The organism is Sorangium sp. So ce1335, assembly GCF_051521615.1.
Classification (GTDB): domain Bacteria; phylum Myxococcota_A; class Polyangia; order Polyangiales; family Polyangiaceae; genus Sorangium.
This window is the reverse complement of the sequence record NZ_CP150363.1, coordinates 1,602,975-1,622,540: the sequence shown is the minus strand read 5'-3', so window position 1 is coordinate 1,622,540 and position 19,566 is coordinate 1,602,975. Positions and strand designations below refer to the sequence as shown.

The following is a 19,566-nucleotide window of genomic DNA, read 5'->3' as shown; positions in this document are numbered from 1 at the left end:
AACTGGACCCCGAGCCCGCGCGCGCCCCCGCCGCGCCGGGGCCACGCGGCTGCCTGCGGGAGCCCCCCAGGGGGGCAGAAATTCCCGGAGCGCCCTCCCCCGATCGCCGCGGCTTCGTTGTAGATTCCGCCGCCATGACCGCAGCCGCACCTTCTCCCAGCCAACGCCCCCGCCCGCTCGTCCTCTGCATCCTCGACGGATTCGGGGAGCGCGAAGAAAAGGATCAGAACGCGATCGCCCTCGCGACGACGCCGCACATCGACGCGATCAGGCGCGACGCCCAGAAGACGCTGATCGGGACGAGCGGCCCCGACGTCGGCCTCCCGGTGGGGCAGATGGGCAACAGCGAGGTCGGCCACCTGAACTTCGGCGCGGGCAGGATCGCGCTGATGGACATCTCGAAGATCGACGTCGCGATCGCCGAGAACAAGCTCGGCTCGAACCCGGTCATCGACCGCGCGTTCCGCATCGCGCAGGACCGAAAGTGCCGGCTGCACCTGCTCGGGCTCGTGTCCGACGGCGGCGTGCACTCGTCGCTCGACCACTTCTTCGCGCTGTTCAAGCTCGCGAAGTTCCACGAGGTCCCCGTCGTCGTGCACGCGTTCCTCGACGGGCGCGACACGCCGCCGAAGAGCGCGTGGGGCTACGTCGAGAAGCTCCAGGAGGCGCTCGAGGGCGTCGGCGTCATCGGCACCATCGCCGGCCGCTACTACGCCATGGACCGCGACAAGCGCTGGGACCGCGTGCAGAAGGCCTACACGGCGATCGTGCGCGGCGAGGCGCCGCGGGTCGACACGGCGTTCGACGCGATCCAGCAGTCGTACGCGCTCGGCAAGACGGACGAGTTCGTCGAGCCCGTCCGCATCGGCGACTACAGCGGCATCAAGGGCGACTTCATGGCGGACTTCGCCTCGAAGGAGCCGAAGTGGGAGTGGTGGGGGGAGGAGGTCGGCCTCGCGGTGAACTTCCGGCCCGACCGCATGCGCGAGATCTCGGCGATGCTCACGCGGCGCAACCTGCCGCCCGAGGTCCTCGAGTTCCTCACGGACCGCGGCAAGCCGGTCCACGCCTTCCAGGAGCACTGCTACAGCTGCATGACCGAGTACGACGCGGCGCTGAAGCTGCCGGTCGCGTTCCCCAAGGACGAGGTGACCGAGTCGTTCCCCGAGGTGATCTCGCGCGCCGGGCTGACGCAGCTCCGGTGCGCGGAGACCGAGAAGTACGCGCACGTGACGTACTTCTTCAACGGCGGGCGCGAGGAGACGTTCCCGGGCGAGGACCGGAAGCTCGTGCCCTCGCCGCGCGACGTCGCCACCTACGACAAGAAGCCCGAGATGAGCGCGGCCGGCGTCGCGAGCGAGGTCGTGGCCGCGATCAAGAGCGGCAAGTACGACTTCATCCTCGTGAACTTCGCGAACCCGGATATGGTCGGGCACACGGGCATCCTCGAGGCCGCCATCCACGCGGTCGAGGCGGTGGACAAGGGGCTCGGGGACATCGCGGACGCCGTGCGCGAGGCGGGCGGCGCGCTCATCATCACCGCCGACCACGGCAACTGCGAGCAGATGAAGGACGAGCACGGCAACCCCCACACGGCCCACACGCTGAACCCGGTGCCGCTCTATTACCTGAACCAGCACGACGCGGGCGTGGTGCTCCGGTCGGGCGGGCGCATCTGCGACGTGGCCCCGACGATGCTCGAGATCATGGGCATCCCGCAGCCCGCGGCGATGACGGGGCGCTCGCTCCGCGTTCGACAGCGATAAGTGGGTGTGGGCGCGGCAGCGAGGCAGCTCGGCCCGTACCTCCTGCGCGAGGCCGTCTCGGCGCGAGCGCTCACCGTGACGTACCGGGCCGAGCACGCCGAGCTCGGCCGCGCGGCGCTGATCAAGACGCTGAAGCCCACGGTGTCGGCCGCGAGCGCGTTCGCGGCCGGCCTGGAGCGCGAGGCGAAGATCCTCGCGCGCATCCGGCACCCGAACATCATCGACATCCACGACTTCCAGCGCGACGAGGACCGCATCTGGCTGGTGCTGGAGCCGCTCTCGGGGCCGACGCTCGCCGCGCTGTGCGCGCGGGCGGGCCGCCTCCACGAGAGCGCGGCGGCGGCCATCGCGCTGGAGATCGCGCGCGGGCTCGGGCACGCGCACGAGCGGGGCGTCGTGCACCGCGAGCTGCGTCCCGACCGCGTGATCGTCACGCCGGCGGGCGGCGTGAAGATCCTCGAGTTCGCGGCGGCGTACGACGGCCGGCTGCCGTCGCTGCCCGAGCCGTTCGAGGGGAGCGACACGTTCGCGCGGCCCGACTACATGGCGCCGGAGCAGATCCTCGGGGCCGACACGGGGCCGCAGGCCGACGTGTTCACGCTCGGGGTGATGCTGTTCGAGATGCTCACCGGCGCGCGCCCGTTCGACGAGCCCAAGGCGGAGCCGGCGGACGGCAGCCCCGCGGCGGGCGTGTCGCGCCCGTCGATCGCGCCGCGCGAGGACGACCGGTGGGCCGAGAGCCGGGCCGTCGCGCACCGCATCCGCAGCGCGCCGCCGCAGCCGCTGCGGGCGCTCGTGCCCGACGTGTCGCGCGGCCTGGAGCGGGTGGTGCTCCGGTGCCTCGAGAAGGAGCCGGAGCAGCGCTACGAGAACGGCCGCGCCGTCGCCGACGCGCTGGCCGAGGAGCTCGCGGAGCGCGGCCACCCGACGACGCGCGCGCTCATCACGAGGGCGCTCGCGGCGGCGAGGCTCGGCGGGGACGACCTGCCGCTTCCGGCCGCGACGTCCGCCCCCCCGCCCGCCGGGCGGCGTCACGCGCCGTCGATCGCGCCCGACGTGGGCCGGCTCTTCGGCGTCTTCGCGCTGATCGTCGCGGGCGGCGCGCTCATCGAGCTCGGCCTCCGCCCGCACGACGCTGCCCGGCCGCCCAGCGCCGAGGCGAGACAGACCGGCGAGGACGCGGAGGAGCGCGGTTACCTGAAGGTGCTCGCCCGCCCCTGGGCGGAGGTCGTCATCGACGGGGAGCTCGTCGACGTGACGCCGATGGCGCGGCCGATCCCGCTGCAGGCCGGGCGGCACTACGTGACGTTCCGGCACCCGAACGCGCCGGAGGAGAAGCGCACGATCACCGTCGCCGCCGGGCAGACGGTGACGCTCGACGTCAGCATGCGGATCGACCGCCCCCCGCCCGACGCGGGCGCGCCGCCGGTGGACAGGGACGCCTCGCCGTGAGGCGAGGCGGCGGCGCCTGCGCCGGGCCGCCGCCCTGCACAGCGCCGCGCCGCCCAGCCAGCGTCGCGCTACGCCGCGCCGCCCAGCCAGCCAGCGTCGCGCTACGCCGCGCCGCCGTCGCCCGGCCCTGCGCCGCCCTGCCCTGCGCCGCCCTGCCCTGCGCCGCCGACGCGGCGGCGGAGCGCGTCGAGCGCGATCAGCGGCCGCTCGCGCTTCTCGTGCAGCTCGCCGAGGCACGCGCCGCTGCCGCGCTCGAGCGCGCGGCAGCAGTCGGGCCGCATCTCGTAGATCGAGCACAAAAATCGCCCGAGCTCCGCGTCGAGCGTGAGCGCGGCGCAGCGGCCGTCCTCCATGTGCATGTAGCAGCGGTTGCCGATGAAGCGCGTGAGCTCACGGGCGCGATCGTCCATGCGATCGTAGTCGCACCCGAAGACCCGGACGTACTCGGGCAGGCTCGAGAAGCAGCAGGTGCCGCACGCGGTGCACTCGGGGACGACCGTATCGCGGCGGCCGCGCGCGTCGCGGCGGCCGCCGCCGCCCCCGCGCGTCAGAGCCGGACCTCGACGTGCGTGCCGCGCTTCAGCTCCTCGAGCCACTTCTGCTTCGTCTTCATGAGGATCTCCGCCTGCAGCCGCTGCATGATCTCGGGGCGGGCGGCCTCGAGCGTCGTGAAGCGGGACGGCTGGCGGCTCAGCAGCTTCATGACGACGAACGCGTCGCCGGCGCGCATCGGCCCGGTCACCTGGCCGGGCTCGATCGCCATCAGCGCGGCCTCGAGCTCCGGGGCCATCACCTCGCGCTGGCCGGTCGCCGCGGCCTGCGTCCCCTGCGGCGCCCGGACCCCGAGGTCGCCGCCCTGGTCGCGGCTCGCGGAGTCGTCCGAGAACTGCCGCGCGAGCGCCGCGAAATCCTCGCCCCGCCGCGCGCGGTCGGCGAGCGCTGTGGCGAGCGCGCGGCGCTCCTCGACCGCCTCGGCGCTCGCTCCGGGCAGGATGCGCAGGACGATCCACGCGGGGTGGTACTCGCGCCGCCGGCGCTCCTCGCGCACCAGCCGATCGAAGGCGGACTGCACGTCCTGCTCGGTGAGGCGCACGCGGCCCTTCACCCGGAGCTGGAGCATCTTGCCCTCGAGGAGCTGCCGGCGGATCTCGTCGCGGTACTCCTGTTCGGTGAGCCCGGAGGTCGTGCGCGCCAGCCGGAACAGCTCCTCGACCGTCGTCTGCTCCGCGGCCGCGATGTTCCGGAACGCGTTCTCGATCTCCTCCGACGTGACGCGGACATTGGCCTTCTCGGCGGCCAGGCTCTGCAGCTCCTCGTCCACCATCTTCTGGATGAGCTCGCGGAAGACCTGCGACTCGGCCGCTGCCTGCTGCGCCCCCGGCGGGACGCGCGCCTGGATCTGGAGGAGGAACGGCCGAGCCCGCTGACGCAGGTCGGAGAGCAGGATGGCGCGATCGCCGACGACGGCGACGATGCGCTCGCTCACGACAGCGTGGGCCAGCGGGGTCACGAGGCCCGCGGCGGCGACGAGCGCGGCGAGGGCGAGGCGGAGCGGTGCGCGCATCGAGCGCCTCTACCATGTGCTCCCAGGGGGTTCCACGCGTTTCCGGCCCGGCGCGGCCGGCGCGCCGCGGCGCGCTGCCCAGCCTGTTGCCGCAGCGATCCCGGCGCGGTAAGCGGCCGCAGTGACAACCCTCCCCGAGCCCGCGCAAGCCGGCACGCTGGTCGTGCCGGACAACCCCATCGTTCCCCTCATCGAGGGAGACGGGACCGGGCCGGACATCTGGCGCGCGAGCCAGCGCGCCTTCGACGCCGCGGTCGAGAAGGCGTGCTGCGGAAGGCGCAAGATCGCCCGACACGACGTGTAACAAGCGTTGATGCCAGGCATCCTGCCGGCGCGACGGGCCCTTGGCGACGGGCGAAACCTTCCCGATAATCCCGGTCCTTTCAACCCTCGAGGAAAAAGTGGAAGCGCAAAATTCTACCATCATCTACACGAAGACAGACGAGGCGCCGGCCCTGGCCACCTATTCGCTCCTCCCGATCGTCGAGGCGTTCACGAAAGCCGCCGGAGTCCGCGTCGAGACGCGCGACATCTCCCTGGCGGGCCGCATCCTCGCCAACTTCCCGGAGCGCCTGACGGACAACCAGAAGGTCGGCGATCACCTGGCAGAGCTCGGCGAGCTGGCCAAGACGCCGCACGCCAACATCATCAAGCTGCCCAACATCAGCGCCTCCATCCCGCAGCTCGTGGCCGCCATCAAGGAGCTGCAGCAGCAGGGCTACGCGGTGCCGGACTATCCCTCCGAGCCGAAGACGGAGGAGGAGAAGGCGATCAAGGCACGTTACGCCAAGGTGCTCGGCAGCGCCGTGAACCCCGTCCTGCGCGAGGGCAACAGCGATCGCCGCGCCTCGCCCGCCGTGAAGAACTACGCCAAGAAGCACCCGCACTCGATGGGCGCGTGGAGCCGTGACTCGAAGAGCCATGTCGCGCACATGTCGGGCGGCGATTTCTACGGCAGCGAGAGGTCGGTCGTCGTGGACAAGGCGCAGGAGCTGAGGATCGAGCTCGTCGCCGGCGGCAAGACGACCGTGCTCAAGCCGAGCGTCAAGGTGCAGGCGGGCGAGGTCGTCGACGCCAGCGTGATGAGCGCCAAGGCCCTGCGCGCGTTCTACGCCGAGCAGGTGGCGGACGCGAAGAAGCAGGGTGTGCTGTTCTCCCTGCACCTCAAGGCCACGATGATGAAGGTCAGCGACCCGATCCTCTTCGGGCACGCGGTCAGCGTGTTTTACGCCGAGGCGCTCGACAAGCACGCGGCCACGCTGGCCAAGGTCGGCTTCGACCCGAACAACGGCATCGGCGACCTGTACAACAAGATCCAGGGCTTGCCGGCGGACGAGAAGGCGAAGATCGAGGCGGACATCAAGGCCCTCTACGAGCAGCGCCCGACGCTGGCCATGGTCGACTCCGACCGCGGCATCACCAACCTCCACGTGCCCTCGGACGTGATCATCGACGCCTCGATGCCGGCGGCCATCCGCTCCAGCGGCAAGATGTACGGCACGGACGGCAAGCTCTACGACGCGAAGTTCACGATCCCCGATCGCTCCTACGCTGGCATCTACCAGGCCACGATCGAGTTCCACAAGCAGCACGGGGCGTTCGACCCGCGCACGATGGGCAGCTCGCCGAACGTGGGGCTCATGGCGCAGGCCGCGGAGGAGTACGGCTCGCACGACAAGACCTTCCAGATCGCCGAGAGCGGCACGGTGCGCATCGTCGACGCCTCCGGCAACGCCCTGCTGGAGCAGAAGGTCGAGGCTGGCGACATCTTCCGCGCTTGCCAGACGAAGGACGTCGCGATCAAGGATTGGGTCAAGCTGGCTGTCACCCGCGCGCGCGCCACGGGCGCCCCGGCGGTGTTCTGGCTCGACGAGAACCGCGCCCACGACAGGAACCTGATCGCCAAGGTCAAGGCCTACCTGCCCGAGCACGACACGAAGGGCCTCGAGCTCCCGATCATGAGCCCGGTGGAGGCGATGAAGTTCACGCTCGGCCGCATGAAGGAGGGCAAGGACACCATCAGCGTCACCGGCAACGTGCTGCGCGACTACCTGACGGACCTGTTCCCGATCCTGGAGCTCGGCACCAGCGCCAAGATGCTCTCCATCGTGCCGCTGCTGGCCGGTGGCGGCCTGTACGAGACCGGCGCCGGCGGCTCGGCGCCGAAGCACGTCCAGCAGCTGCAGAAGGAGAACTACCTGCGCTGGGACTCGCTCGGCGAGTTCCTTGCGCTGCAGGTCTCGATCGAGGACCTCGCCAACAAGACGAACAACGCCAAGGCCAAGGTGCTCGCGAGGGCGCTGGACACGGCGATCGGCCTGTTCCTCGAGAACAACAAGAGCCCGGCGCGCAAGGTCGGCGAGATCGACAACCGCGGCAGCCACTTCTACCTGGCGCTCTACTGGGCGCAGTCCCTCGCCCAGCAGACCGAGGACAAGGAGCTGGCGGCCAGCTTCGGCAAGCTCGCGAGGGCCCTGACGGACAACGAGTCCAAGATCAACGAGGAGCTGATCGGCGCGCAGGGCAAGCCCGTAGACCTCGGCGGCTACTATCACGTCGACGATCGGAAGACGTTCGCCGCGATGCGGCCCAGCGCCACGCTGAACGCGGCCATCGACAGCTTCTCCTGAGCCCTGAGCCGCGCGGGCCTCGCCGCGAGCTGCCCGGCCCAGGGCGAGGGTGTTCGTCGCCCTGGGCCTTTCCTCGTCCCAACAACACCAGCCGGCATCGGCCCGTCCCCACCCCGCCCGACGAACACCCTCGCCGCCGGCCTACCGCTGTCACATGAACACCAGCCGATAGCGGCTCGTCATTGGACGATAGCGGCTCGTCACTGGACGCGGAGGCGGAGCGGCGGCGGGTGCCTCGCCGGCTCAGCCGGAGCCGGGGTACACCGTCCGCCGCGACGCGCGCTCGCGGACGGCCTCGCGCGCGAGCGCATCGGCGCGCTCGTTGAGCAGCACGCCCGCGTGGCCCGGCACGTACACGAGGCGCGCCGGCGGCCGACGCGCCTGGAGCGCCTCGCGCAGCGAGGCGACGAGCTCGACGTTCGCCTTCGCCTTCCACCCCTTCTGGAGCACGCCGATCGAGTACTGGCTGTCCGTGTGGATGACGATGGGCCGCCCGGGCTCCACCTCCTCGAGCGCGCGCAGGATGGCCGTCAGCTCCGCGATGTTGTTGGTCCCGGTGCCGAGATACTCGCTGCGCTCGATCCGCTGGCCCCCGTCGATGATCACGACGCCCAGCCCCGCGGGCCCCGGATTGCCCGAGCACGCGCCGTCGGCGTAGACGATGACCGCCCCCTCCGGCACGGGCGCCGCGGCCGTCGCCCCCCGCGCCGGCGCCTTGCGCTGCGCGCGCGCCGGTCCGGCCGGCGCCGCAGCGCCAGCGCCCCCTGCCCCTTCGGGCTGCTCGCCGGCGCGCGCCTTCACGACCGCCTCGGCGGGGCCGCAGGTGTCGTCCGGCAGCACCTTCGGATCGGCGATGGTCAGGTTGTCCGCGCGCGCCCGGTACTTGCGGCCGTCGTGCGGCTTGTAGCGGATCTCGACGCCGCCGCCCTCCTCCGCAACCAGGGCGCCGGCGGCATCGGCGCGGGCATAGACGGTCTGACCTCGAAGCGATGCGCGAACCCAGGGCACGCGCGCACCCTGGCATGAATCGAGCGCCGAGGGTACGGCAGACCGGCCCCGGCGACGGCGTCGGCCCGCGCCGGACGGGCGCGGCCGGCGGTCAGCGCCGGATCATCGCGCGCTCAGCGCCGGTTCATCGCGCGTTCGGCGCATGTTCCCCACGTTCAACGCTCGATGCAGAGGGCGAGGGACCACGAGTTCAGCGTGCCGGCGTCGGAGCCGGCGTCGTCGCCGACCCGCAGGGTCCACGTGCCGTTCGCCGGTCCGGACGAGAGGGCATCGAACGACGCCTCCGGGCGGAAACACCCGCGAAAGGGCGCCATCGCCGAGGTGACCGGCGTCGCGCAGTCCATGTCGAAGATGGTCCCGCGGTAGTTGTCGCCGGAGCCGCCGTTGTCGCTCGAGACGTCGACCGCCACGCCCGCCGGAGACGAGAGCGAGATATCCAGATCTCCGTCGAACGCGTGCGTGATGTCGAGCTCCAGCGAGACGCTCCGGATCACGCCGATCGCGGGCACCGGGAGCGAGCTCGTCGCGACGGAACGGTCCGCGACGGCCCTGGGGACGTCCGTGGCCGACTGCACCCACAGCACCTGCCCTGACGCGCATGCGCCCACGACCCCCTCGCAGCCGAGCGCGCAGTCCGGGTCGTCGCAGTCCGCGTCGCCGTCGAGGTCGTTGTCGACCGCGTCGCCGCAGTCGCGCTCCCTTGCGTAGGTGCACACGCTGGGCGTCCCCCGGCAGGTGTAGCTCGCCTCCACGACGCACGTCGCGCTGCAGCCGTCGCCGCTCGACGCGTTCGCGTCGTCGCAGCCCTCGACGCCGGCCCGCACGAAGCCGTCGCCGCAGCGGGCGACGCGGCACGTGATGGGGCAGCCGTCGGTGCTGTCGGCGTCGCCGTCGTCGCACTCCTCGCCGGCCCGGACCGCGCCGTCGCCGCAGCCCTCGACGACGCACGCGGGGCTGCACCCGTCGCCGGCGCGCCGGTTGCCGTCGTCGCACGCCTCGACGCCGGTGCGCACGAAGCCGTCGCCGCACGCGGCCCGCACGCAGCGCGCCGGGCACGCGTCCGTGGTGATCGCGTTGCCGTCGTCGCAGCCCTCGGCGCCCGCCTGGACGAACCCGTCGCCGCACGAGGCCGTCGCGCAGCTCGTGAGGCAGGCGTCGGTGTTGCTCGTGTTGCCGTCGTCGCACGCCTCGCCGGCGGCGTTGACGACGCCGTCGCCGCACGCGGGCGCGGCGCACGTCCCCGCGGCGCTGCACGCGCCGCTCAGGCAGTCGCGCCCGGCCTCGCAGCGCATGCCGGCGGCGCACCCGACGCACGCCGGCCCGCCGCAGTCGACGTCCGTCTCCGCGCCGTTCCGGGCGACGTCGGTGCACGAGGGGAGGCACGTCGTCCCCGAGCACCGGCCGCCCAGGCAATCGCCGTCCGCGGCGCACCCCTCGCCGGTGGCGCACGGCGCGCACGCCGGGCCGCCGCAGTCGACGTCCGTCTCGGCCCCGTTCTTCGCGCCGTCGCTGCATGAGGACGCGCTGCACCGTCCGTCCCGGCATCTCCCGCTCTGGCAGTCCGGGTCGGCGAGGCAGGCCGAGAGGTCCGCGCAAGGCACGCAGTCGGCGCCGCCGCAGTCGACGTCCGTCTCGGCCCCGTTCGTCACGCCATCGCCGCAGCCGGGCGCCACGCACCGGTTCTCGACACAGACGTTGCTCAGGCAATCGCCCGCGGCGAGGCACTCGACGCAGGCGCCGTTTCCGTCGCAATAGCGCCGTCCGGGCGCGTCGGGCCCGCCGCACACCGTTGTGGCCGGCGCCGGCGGGTTCTCTGGCGCGCCGGCGACGCACACGTCGGCCGAGCACGGGTCCCCGTCCGAGAACACATCTCGCGCGTCGTCGAGCTCGATCACGGCGCCTTGCCCGTCGCAAGCGCGCAGCTTGCAGTCGCCAGGGACCTGATCGGCCGCGGGCCTCCCCCGCGGCGCGGGGTCGAGCCCGCACCGGCCGCCCTCGCAGGTGCGCCGCTGACACGCGCCGTCCACCCCGGGACAGTCCGCCGCCACGCTGCAGGGCACCCCGTCGCCGCCGCCGCCGCCCTCACCGCCGCCGCTGGCGACGTCCCCGCCGCCCCCGCCGCCGCCGACGTCCCCGCCGCCGGCGGCCTCCGGGCCCGACGATCTGCCGGGGCGGTCGCAGCCGTGCGCTGTCACGACAGCGGCGATGACGAGCGGCGGCAGGCCCCTCGTGAACGGAGCGCTTCTGAAGAGGTCCGCTGGCACTGGCACCTCGCTTTCCTCCGCTTTCGCGGGAACGGCGATGTCCCTCCAGGGCTCGCTTCGAGCCTGACGGGCACGCAGGCGGTCTCGATGTTCAGCGCACTAGACTGATATGGAATCGAGAGGATGCCAGCCGCCAGACGGCTCAGGAGAGGCCTTATCGCCCGCGGCGCCCCGGACGGCTCTTCGACAGGAACGCGCGGCGCCGATGCGGGACATCGCGGACACCGCGGGTCAGAAACCCCGCCTGTAAAACGGGTCGCTGGCGAGCGGCCGCCGGAGACGATGGCAGACTCACGGCAGCATCCTCAGCGCCGCCGAGACGCGCGCCAGGCGCCTGGCGACGCGGTCGCGGTCGCGCTCCGGCGTCGCGAAGTGGCTCGGCACCAGGCGCCGCGCCGCCTCGGTGGCCAGCTTGCCCAGGCCGTGGCGCAGCTGGCCGAGGACCGACACCTCGGGCAGGCGCACGAGGCCGCCCACGCGGAAGCAGCGCTCCAGCTCGTCGGGCGCGGCGAGCAAGCCGCGCAGCGCGTCGAAGGTCTGGTCGCCCGCGTCGAGCAAGAGGTCGACGGCGCGCTCGGCCCGCTCGAAGCTGCCGAGGACCGCGACGAGCGCCTCGAAGCCCTTCTGCTGCGCGCGCATCCACGCGGGCTCGAGCTCCTCGACCAGCTCGTGCACGACCACGGGCGGCCCTCCGCGGGCGTGGGCGGCCAGGATGGCGCGCGCTGCGGACTTGCCGGCGCTGCACGCTCCCTCCATCGTGGCGAGGTCCGCCGGGTTCTTGACGAAGTCCGACGCGAGGAAGAGGTTCTCGATCGCGGTGCGCGCGAGCGGGCGGCGGCGCCAGGTGCCCGGCGGGTGCACGAGCAGGGCGGAGCGGTTGAGCTCGCTCGCGAGGTCGATGTCCTCGTCGAGGTGGTGGGCGACGACGCTCTCCGGCCGAAGCAGCGGCGCGCCGCTCGCGAGCTGATAGCCGCGGAGCTGCTCGACCACGAGCGCGCGCAGCTCGTCCGCGCTGCTCACGTCGATCGGCAACTTGAACGGCGGCGGGGTGCGGCCCAGCGGGTCGGAGCGCCACTCGGTGATGTCGATCGACAGCAGGCCGTGCACGCCGCGCGCGCGCAGCGGCGCACAGAACTCGTCGTCCCACACCTCGAGCTGTGAGATCGCCGTCATGCCGTACTGGCTGTCGGCGAAATAGAGGTGCCCCGGCTGCGTGGTGAGCGGCCGATCGAGGTACAGCTGCAAGCCCACCATCTCCGACGTCTGCTTCGTGAGGTCGAGCGCGGCGAGCGCATCGAACTCTGCGCCATGCGCCGAGAGCCCGGAGGCGCGCGCGACGTCTTGCAGGGGACCGACCGGCAATGCCAGCACGAACACGTCCGCCTCCACGCGCGCGCCGCTGCGGGTCTCTACGCCGGCGACGCGCCCGCCGTCGACGATCACGCGCTCGGCGTGGCCTGCGTCGCCGTGCTCGAACTGAACGCCCAGCGCGCGCAGCGAGCGCACCCACGGGTCGATCCAGGTGCGCGAGGTGGGGCCGCGCAAGATGCGGTCTCGCGGCAGATCGGCGCGCCAGGCAGGCGCCATGTTCAGCAGGCTGGTGTTGAGGAACGTGTGCGCGCTGCCCTCGTACGCGTCCATGGCCACCAGCGCTTTCGGGACGGTGCGCAACGACTCTCGCACCTTCTCCGGCATCGAGTCGGCGCCCAGGAACTCGGCGAGCGAGCACCGATCGAAGCGCTCGGCGCGCAGCCAGGGCGGGGTCGAATAGAACGTGAACAGCTTGAGCCCGACGCGCTTGAGCGCCTGCAGGCGATCGGCGGGGCTGAGCCCCTCGATGATCCACTCGAAGCCCTGCAGGAACTCGCCGAGCTCGCCGATGCGCCGCGGGATCTGCAGGAAGGAGTCGGGGGTGCGCCCGCGCCGGAACGTGAGCGTCGAGCGGACCTCGCGCAGCCGCGAGGCGACCGACTGCGCCTCCGGGTAGCCGCCGAGGGCGCCGGCGCGGGTGGCGGAGGCGGTGTCGCGCGGGATGCGGCGCATGATGTCGGTGACGTGCAGATACCAGCCGGGGAAAAAGCGGAAGCCGTGCTCCCCCGGCAAGCCGTCCTTGAACTGGCTGCGGGCTTTGCCGCCCAGGTCCGCGCGCGGCTCGTGGACGACCACCTCGAACCCGTCGCGGCACGCGAGCTCGTGCGCCACCGTCAGCCCCGCGATCCCACCGCCGAAGATCCTCACTCGCGTCATCCGAAGGCTCCACTCCTCTTCTAAGACCCTTACATCACAACGGTGCGTCAAAGCCACCGGCGCACCGCACGACAGGCAAGGTCCCGGCGGCCCGCGGGCGCGCGGCGCCGTTTTCCTGCTGGTCCTTGGACACGCACTTCGAGATGAACGAGCATGACGGAGGTGGAACAGGCAGCGTCGGTCGACGACGTGCAACGCTTGCTCGCGCGTTGCATCGAAGTAGCCCGGGATGAGAACTCGGCAGACGCCTACTTCGCGCTGCTCTACTCGTGGGAGACGCGCGACATCGCGGACGCGGCGGACGCCGGCGTGTTCGACGCCCCCGACGCTCTGCGGCGCATGATCGTGGCGTTCGCGAACCGATATTTCACGGCGCGCGCTCAGTTCAGGGCCGACCGGCCGGTGTCTGGCGCGTGGGCCCTCGCCTTCCGCGCGGCGCGCTCCACGTCGGCGCTCGTGGTGCAACATATCCTGCTCTCGATGAACGCACACATCAACGTCGATCTCGGCGTCGCTGCGGCTGAAACGGGCCTGTCGTGGGCAGACTACGCGCGCGTGGACGCGATCCTGGGGCGCGGGGTGAGCCGTATCCAGGGCTCGCTCAATCGCACGACGCCGGTGCTGCGGGGGCTCGACTTCATCGGGGGCGAGTTCGACGAGCTTTTCACCATCTACAGCCTGAAGGCCGCGCGTCGTCAGGCCTTCGCGCTCGCGCAGCGGCTGCAGGCGGCGGCGGTGGAGGAGCGGCCGAGCCTCGTCGCCGAGGCCGACGATCGCGCGCTGCGCTTCGGGCAGCGCCTGCTCGACCCGCCGCTGTGGGACCGCCTGTGGCTGGCGGCGGTGCGCATCACCGAGCGCAACGTGAGCCCCCGCCAGCTGCTCGCCATCCTGGAACAGAGCGACCACCGCGTCGCCTGAGCTTGCCTGCGTTCCCGCGCGCTGCCGGCCCGACGGGAAATCTCACGGAGCGGCTCTGCGCCGCAATGCCCGATGCTGTCCGGCGCCACAGGGTAGCCCCTGACCGCGATGTACCTGGCAGGCCAGACGCGGGAGCGGTCTCGCCGCCGTGCCCGCTGCTGTAGCGGCCCCGCTCCAGACCGAACCACGGCGGTCTTGGCGCGGAAGGAAGGTCTTGGACAGGACAAGTCCTGTAGGGTCGTCCACGACGATGATCATCGAACAACCACGTGACTCAGCGTTCGTGCGGATATGCCAGCGGCATCCGGCGCCCGACGCGAGGGACATGCCGAGGCCGCTTGCCAGGCGTGCCGTTCGGGCGCGACGATCCGGCTCTCCATGAGACGCGCCGCCCTCCTGCTCCCGATCGCCCTCATCACCGCGTGCGCCGGCGCTCCGGCCCCCCAGCATGGCCCTGTCGCGCCGCTGCCACCTTCGCCGAGCGCGGCGCGCGCCCAGCCCGCCCCCGCGGCGGCGCAGCCCGTGACCGCGCCCGAAGGGCTCTCCTCGGTGCTGCGGGTCGCCGACCCGCTGCGGAGCTGGACCCACATCACGCAGCTCGTGGCGAGCACGCCCGCCGGCGCGATGCTGCTCGTCGCGGGCCCGATGGGACCCGAGATGCTGCTCGAGCAAGCGCTCGGTCCCGCGCTCGCCGACGTTGTCGATCTGGGCAAGCCGATCGACGTCGCCTGGTTCGGCATCACGGAATCGGCGTCGCGCGTCGTGTTCTCCCTGTCGGTCGCGGAGCAGGAGGTGCCGCGGCTGCACGACCTCTTCGTGCTCAGGGAGCACCGGGGCATGCTGCGCGTGGAGAGCGCGCGCGACGAGGAGCCCGACGAGGAGCCCGACGAGAAGGCGCCGCCGCTGGTCTGCGCCTTCGAGCCGGGCGACCGCCGGGGCAGCGCGCGCCTCCTCTGCGCCCAGGGCGCGGAGGAGCTCGACGCCGCCGCGCCCTACCTCGTGAAGGTCGTGGGCCGGGAGCCGATCGAGGCGGACGCGCGGATCGAGGTCACGGAGTGGGCCCTCCGCGAGATCGTGAAGAGCGAGGCTGACGCGGACGACGACGACGGCCACGCGGGGGCGCTGGGCGAGGAGCTCAGCGGCGCGCTCCTGCGCGATCTCGAGAGCGTGAGCATGGACCTCCGGTGGGGCCGCGCGGAGGTCGACGTCGGCTTCAGCGTGCGCTTCGCGGGCCGGCGCTCGCCCCTCACGCTGGCCCTCGCGCCGGTCGTGGCGCCGGACGCCGCCCCGCCGCCGGCCTTCCTGCGCCTGCCAGGCGACACGGCCATCGGCTTCTACACCCAGGGCGCGTCGCGCGCGGAGCTCACCCCGCTGCGCGAGGGCCTGTTGCGGGCGCTGCGCGACGACTGGCTGGACGACGGCTACGACGCGGCGACGCTCGATCGGGTCATCCAGCGCCTCGACACCCTGGCCCTCGCGGGCGGCCCCCTCGTGATGGGCGTGGGCGGGGATCGCGCGGCGGCGGATCGGGCGATCGCGGCCTACCAGGCCAGCAAGGGCGCCGCGCGCGCGCAGAAGGCGGCGCGCCGGGCGATGCAGAGCTGGATCCTTGTCGCGGTCGAGGAGCCGGCCGAGACCTGGATCCCCGCGGTGAAGGAGCTGCTCCTGCTCGGCGACGAGCTGGACAGGCGCAAGGCGAGCCCGCAGGCGGCGGGCGGCGCGGGCGCGCCCTCCGGCGCGCCGGAGGGCCGCGCGAGGAAGGACGAGGAGAGCGAGCACACCACGCACGCGATCGTCCGCGCGCCCGCCGCGCTGCCCGCGGGGACGCTGCACGTCGAGCTTCGATCCAGGCCGCTCACGAAGGGCGCCCCGCCCGCGCACACGACCCACCTCTACGTCGTGCCCGCCGGCCAGCGCACGTGGTTCGGGCTCGGCGACGACGACGCCGCCGTGGTGGCCCGGCTGCGCATCGCCGTCGACGCGGGGCGCGACGAGCGCACGCTCGGCGCGGCGCCGGGCCTGGAGGCGCTGCGGCAGCCCGGGACGCTGGCCGGCGGGGTCTTCTCGCTGGCGGGCCTCGCGCTGGTGGCGGCGCGCGGGGACACGAAGGAGACGATCGAAGAGGCCGCCGAGGAGCTCGCCAAGCTGGCGGGGCTGCCGTCGCGCGGCGAGGTCCCGATCCCGATCGCGGTCACCTCCGAGGTGCTCGGCTCCGGCGCGGCCCGCGTCACCGCCCGCGCGCGGCTGCCCATGGCGGCGATCCACGACGCGTTCGCGCTCGGCTCCCGCTGACGCAGCGCCACCTCGGGCGAAGGAGCGCCGGGGCGCCTGTACGACGACCCCGACACGCGCACAGCAGCGGATTCATTCGTTTTCGCCTGTTTCACCGCCGAGGGCGGCTCGGGTGTGGCCCAACGGGGCGCCCTCCGCCGCCGCGTCGCCCGCGGAGAAGGGCTCGCGGCATCACCGGTCCTACCGTGCGGCCACGCTGCGCGCGCTGGCTGACATGAAAAACCTCACGCGGTCCGCATCCCTCCTCGAAGGGTACCCGCGCATGCCCGGATGAGCTCAGCCACGAGCGGCGGTAGCTGACCGGCGAGCGCGGCGCGCTCCGGCTGGAACAGCGTGGCGACGAAGAATGGATGACCGTCGAGCTCCACCGCGCGAACGTCGCCGGCCTCGTCCTCCGCGCCGATCCGCAAGGGGCCCGAGATGAGCGCGGCCTGGAAGGCCGGGTTCAGCCCGTAACGGCAGCGGTATCCTTCCGTGGCCTCCGCGCAGCCGTAGGCCTGCGCGATGCGGGTCCCCGCGCGGAAACGGACGGTACCGGTGGCTTCCACCAGCGAGCATTCCAGCGGCGCGATCACCGCGCGCTGCGCGTCCGGCGCCGTCTCGGCGTGCTCCGCGTCCGACCAGCCCAGCACATGGCGTGCGTACTCGATGACCGCGTGCTGGAAGCCGCCGCAGGTGCCGAGGAAGGGGCGCCCCTGCTCGCGGGCGAAGCGGATCGCGCGCAGCGCGCCGTCCATGCTGCGGTAGGGGCTCGCCGGCACGCACCAGAGGCCATCGTAGCGCGCCACGCTCGCGTCGTGGGCCACCTCCTCGGTCGGCACCCACTCGAACGAGAGAGGCAGAGCGAGCGCCTCTCCCGCCAGCCGCAGCGCAACCGGGATCGCCCGGTGGGCAGTCACCGCGTCGTCGCGGTCGCCGATGAGCCCTAGCCGAATCACGGACATGGTGCGCCTCATGATAGCGCGGACCGACCCAGGTTCGGCCAGGTGCGTCGCCGGTCAGGAGAGGGCCGAGCGGGCGGGTAGCGCCTGAGAGCCCGCCCCACGTTGGGTCTGGCCCCGGGTCCGTGGCCGTCGAGGTGACAGTCGACCTCTGCCATGGATCACATCGTCCCAGCGCGCCCGCGCGTGGTGAGGCGTCGCGGGCCTCTCGCATGGAGGGGGAGGTCCCTGGTCCATGGGTGGTGCGCCGAGTAGACTCGCCCGGAGCCGCGTGGGCTCACCCGCAGATGCCCCTCGTCACCTCAGGAGGCTTCCATGGCGCCTTTATCGGTCCTCTCCCAGGTCATCGTCTTCCCCGACGATGCTGCATCAGGATACTGCCAGCGGACGGACATCGTCTTCCGGCTCGATCAGCAGGTGAATATCACGGATCTCTTCGGCCGGAAGCTCGAGCTGACCGCGCGTGTCACCGACGCCGACGGGGCGGCCGCAGAGGACACAAAGACCGTCGTCCTGTCGAGGGACGCGCATTACCCATGATCGAAGGGCGATGCCTCTGGACGATGCATGAGCGGCGCTGGCGCCCCGGGGGTCAGACCCGGGTCGGGGGAGATGGTGAGGTATGAGCACGAACATGACCCGGCGTCCGGCTGCTGTCGCGTTGATGCTGTGCGGGTGCAGCGACCAGCCCGTCGAGCTCTCGGCGGCTCCCCCTCCTGACAGCGCGGGCGGCCGTGACCTCAGGCTGGTGGAGGCCGGCGCCGTCGTGATCGCCCCCATGCCCAGGTCGCTCCACGTCGCCGATCTCGACGGCGACGGCGCGCCGGAGATCATCGTCGGCCATGAAGATGGCCGGCTCCGCGTGCTGCGCGCCACAGGCGGTGGCCGCTTCGAGCCCGCGGGCGACTTCTCGCTGCTCGGCACGCCGCGGCAGATCGTGCCCGGATCGTTCGACAGGAGGCCGGGCGTCGATCTCGTGGTCGCCACCGGAGAACGCGACGTGAACTACCTGGAGACGTTCTCCGGCGCCGGAGACGGCACGCTCTTGCTCCCTCCGCGCATGGATGAGAGCGCGCCAGACCGCTATTTTCTCGAGTCTGGCATGGCCGCCGGCGACCTTGACGGCGATGGGATCACGGATCTCGTGGCCGCCTCACCAGAGCCCATATCGAGCGTTGTCTTCCTCGGGAACGGCGATGGAACGCTGTCCGCCCGTTCGAGCGCGGGATCGCCCTTTGGAAACGACGCGCTGGCGCTCCGGGACCTCGACGGCGACGACATCCTGGATCTCGCGGCGACGGCAGGGGAAGTCGCCCTCGTCCATCACGGCAACGGCGATGGGACCTTCGAAGACGCGGCGAGGGCTCACAGCGTCGACGATATCATGGGCGCGATGGTGAGCGACGACTTCAACGGCGACGGCAATGCCGACCTCCTCGCGCTCGCAAGACAGCGCCACTTCGTCACGCTGATGCTCGGCGCAGGGGACGGCGAAGCTTTCACGAAGCTCAACCTGTCTCTGAACCTCGGACCGCTATACTCTCCCGTGGCCGGGGATCTCGACGGTGATCACCTCTCCGACGTGGCCCTGCTGGCAGGAGAGAGGGTCGTCGTGCTGCTCTCCGATGGAACCTCATTGAAGCCCGGGCCGGTGCTCGCGCTGGGCGGCGCGCCGTTCTCCCTCGCGGTGGCCGACATGGACGGGGATCGCCGCCCGGACCTCGTGGTCGGGCGGCGCGACCCGAGCGACGTCACGATCTTGCAGCTCGTTGCGCCGTGATCGAGCGCCGCGATCGGCCGCCGGGTTGGCGGCGATCGCGCGAGCTGCCGCTGTTCCGGGATGCTCAGTCGGATTCTACGCAGAGGGCATCACCGAGCGGGCGAGGGTCGGTCGCGCGCATGCCGCAACCGTACCCCGGACCGTCGATGGATCCCCCTCCGCCGATCCTCGCGATCCCCCAGTATCCGACGTGAGTGCATAGCTCATCCGAGTAGGCGGAGGCGGTATCCCAATCCACGAGCTCGAAGCCTTCGATGCACTGCTCTCCGCCTCTCACCACCGCGAAGGTGGTCCCGCCGATGTCAAAGAGCTCGTAATTGGGCTTGCAGAGCGTGTATTCCAGCTCGCGGGTATCGTCGGCGTGCTGCTGGCAGCTGTTCCACGGGCCATCGATCGACCCCCCGTCGGCGAGACGAAAGACCCCCGAGTACGGGAGCTGGTCGCAGCCGCCGACGAACGCCCAGAAGGCCTCGACCGCCATGAGCGGCCTGTATCCTACGGGGCAACCGTCTCCCTCGTAGATTTCGAACGCCGCCGTCTGGGCCTGAGCGGACGCGCTCAGCGAGGTGCCTCCTGCGACCAGGCCGCAGATCATCAGGGCGCGCATGGATGTCGTGTAAAAAGTGTTCTTCATCAGTTCTCCAATGTGCTGTCAGGGTGGGTTACACCGCTTGTCTTCCACACCTCGTCCGGGAAGCACCAGC

The 19,566-nt window shown here is 72.1% G+C and carries 14 protein-coding genes and 1 pseudogene; 8 read left to right on the top strand and 7 right to left on the bottom strand.

Annotation, left to right across the window (positions count from 1 at the left end; all coding sequences use genetic code 11):
* The first annotated feature begins 134 nt into the window (after positions 1-134).
* Together gpmI and WMF24_RS05880 are read left to right on the top strand one after the other, a co-directional pair.
* Entirely contained in the window at positions 135-1,766 is a 1,632-nt protein-coding gene (gene gpmI / locus WMF24_RS05885; protein ID WP_437735365.1) for a 2,3-bisphosphoglycerate-independent phosphoglycerate mutase, read from the top strand.
* Positions 1,767-1,772: 6 nt separating this feature from the next.
* Positions 1,773-3,218 (top strand): serine/threonine protein kinase, encoded by a 1,446-nt coding sequence (locus tag WMF24_RS05880; protein WP_437735364.1) that lies wholly within the window; start codon positions 1,773-1,775, stop codon positions 3,216-3,218.
* A 101-nt stretch (positions 3,219-3,319) separates the two neighbouring features.
* Here the strand turns inward: WMF24_RS05880 and WMF24_RS05875 are convergent, their stop codons facing one another.
* The gene (locus tag WMF24_RS05875) at positions 3,320-3,814 is read right to left on the bottom strand and encodes a YkgJ family cysteine cluster protein (RefSeq protein WP_437735363.1); all 495 of its coding nucleotides are present in this window, start codon (positions 3,812-3,814) and stop codon (positions 3,320-3,322) included.
* The gene (locus WMF24_RS05870) at positions 3,766-4,782 is read right to left on the bottom strand and encodes a peptidylprolyl isomerase (RefSeq protein ID WP_437735362.1); all 1,017 of its coding nucleotides are present in this window, start codon (positions 4,780-4,782) and stop codon (positions 3,766-3,768) included. Before WMF24_RS05870 ends, WMF24_RS05875 begins: the two co-directional genes overlap by 49 nt.
* A gap of 121 nt (positions 4,783-4,903) precedes the next feature.
* Between WMF24_RS05870 and WMF24_RS05865 the strand changes: the two are divergent.
* Positions 4,904-5,083, top strand: a pseudogene (locus WMF24_RS05865) (NADP-dependent isocitrate dehydrogenase); the annotation flags it as partial.
* Between the two features lie 100 nt (positions 5,084-5,183).
* Positions 5,184-7,412 (top strand): NADP-dependent isocitrate dehydrogenase, encoded by a 2,229-nt coding sequence (locus WMF24_RS05860; protein WP_437735361.1) that lies wholly within the window; start codon positions 5,184-5,186, stop codon positions 7,410-7,412.
* Between the two features lie 243 nt (positions 7,413-7,655).
* Here the strand turns inward: WMF24_RS05860 and WMF24_RS05855 are convergent, their stop codons facing one another.
* From WMF24_RS05855 to WMF24_RS05845, 3 genes are all read right to left on the bottom strand, one after another.
* Positions 7,656-8,420: a ribonuclease HI gene (locus tag WMF24_RS05855; protein ID WP_437735360.1), complete on the bottom strand. Its 765-nt coding sequence runs from the start codon at positions 8,418-8,420 to the stop codon at positions 7,656-7,658.
* 155 nt (positions 8,421-8,575) lie between these two features.
* Positions 8,576-10,690: a DUF4215 domain-containing protein gene (locus tag WMF24_RS05850; protein WP_437735359.1), complete on the bottom strand. Its 2,115-nt coding sequence runs from the start codon at positions 10,688-10,690 to the stop codon at positions 8,576-8,578.
* Positions 10,691-10,975: 285 nt separating this feature from the next.
* The gene (locus WMF24_RS05845) at positions 10,976-12,988 is read right to left on the bottom strand and encodes a hydroxysqualene dehydroxylase (RefSeq protein ID WP_437735358.1); all 2,013 of its coding nucleotides are present in this window, start codon (positions 12,986-12,988) and stop codon (positions 10,976-10,978) included.
* 96 nt (positions 12,989-13,084) lie between these two features.
* On the opposite strand from WMF24_RS05845, the gene WMF24_RS05840 reads away from it, so the two are divergent.
* Positions 13,085-13,849, top strand: a complete 765-nt coding sequence (locus WMF24_RS05840; protein ID WP_437735357.1) for a DUF5995 family protein — start codon at positions 13,085-13,087, stop codon at positions 13,847-13,849.
* 378 nt (positions 13,850-14,227) lie between these two features.
* Complete coding sequence (locus WMF24_RS05835) at positions 14,228-16,141, top strand: hypothetical protein (RefSeq protein ID WP_437735356.1); 1,914 nt, start codon at positions 14,228-14,230, stop codon at positions 16,139-16,141.
* 224 nt (positions 16,142-16,365) lie between these two features.
* On the opposite strand, the gene WMF24_RS05830 is transcribed toward WMF24_RS05835, so the two are convergent.
* A complete protein-coding gene (locus WMF24_RS05830; protein ID WP_437735355.1) occupies positions 16,366-17,085 on the bottom strand; it encodes a CTP synthase C-terminal region-related (seleno)protein in 720 nt (239 codons plus the stop codon).
* Between the two features lie 312 nt (positions 17,086-17,397).
* Here WMF24_RS05830 and WMF24_RS05825 point away from each other — a divergent pair, with 312 nt between their 5' ends.
* Together WMF24_RS05825 and WMF24_RS05820 are read left to right on the top strand one after the other, a co-directional pair.
* Entirely contained in the window at positions 17,398-17,622 is a 225-nt protein-coding gene (locus WMF24_RS05825; protein ID WP_437735354.1) for a hypothetical protein, read from the top strand.
* Positions 17,623-17,716: 94 nt separating this feature from the next.
* Complete coding sequence (locus tag WMF24_RS05820; RefSeq protein ID WP_437735353.1) at positions 17,717-18,862, top strand: FG-GAP-like repeat-containing protein; 1,146 nt, start codon at positions 17,717-17,719, stop codon at positions 18,860-18,862.
* Between the two features lie 64 nt (positions 18,863-18,926).
* Here WMF24_RS05820 and WMF24_RS05815 read toward each other — a convergent pair whose 3' ends face one another.
* Positions 18,927-19,496: a hypothetical protein gene (locus tag WMF24_RS05815; RefSeq protein ID WP_437735352.1), complete on the bottom strand. Its 570-nt coding sequence runs from the start codon at positions 19,494-19,496 to the stop codon at positions 18,927-18,929.
* Between the last annotated feature and the right edge of the window lie 70 nt (positions 19,497-19,566).

Excerpts from the sequence above, each read along its gene's own strand:
- WMF24_RS05835 (WP_437735356.1), top strand. The coding sequence starts at position 14,228 with ATGAGACGCGCCGCCCTCCTGCTCCCGATCGCCCTCATCACCGCGTGC.
- WMF24_RS05870 (WP_437735362.1), bottom strand. The coding sequence starts at position 4,782 with ATGCGCGCACCGCTCCGCCTCGCCCTCGCCGCGCTCGTCGCCGCCGCG.
- WMF24_RS05820 (WP_437735353.1), top strand. The coding sequence starts at position 17,717 with ATGACCCGGCGTCCGGCTGCTGTCGCGTTGATGCTGTGCGGGTGCAGC.
- WMF24_RS05830 (WP_437735355.1), bottom strand. The coding sequence starts at position 17,085 with ATGTCCGTGATTCGGCTAGGGCTCATCGGCGACCGCGACGACGCGGTG.
- WMF24_RS05815 (WP_437735352.1), bottom strand. The coding sequence starts at position 19,496 with ATGAAGAACACTTTTTACACGACATCCATGCGCGCCCTGATGATCTGC.
- WMF24_RS05825 (WP_437735354.1), top strand. The coding sequence starts at position 17,398 with ATGGCGCCTTTATCGGTCCTCTCCCAGGTCATCGTCTTCCCCGACGAT.
- gpmI (WP_437735365.1), top strand. The coding sequence starts at position 135 with ATGACCGCAGCCGCACCTTCTCCCAGCCAACGCCCCCGCCCGCTCGTC.
- WMF24_RS05840 (WP_437735357.1), top strand. The coding sequence starts at position 13,085 with ATGACGGAGGTGGAACAGGCAGCGTCGGTCGACGACGTGCAACGCTTG.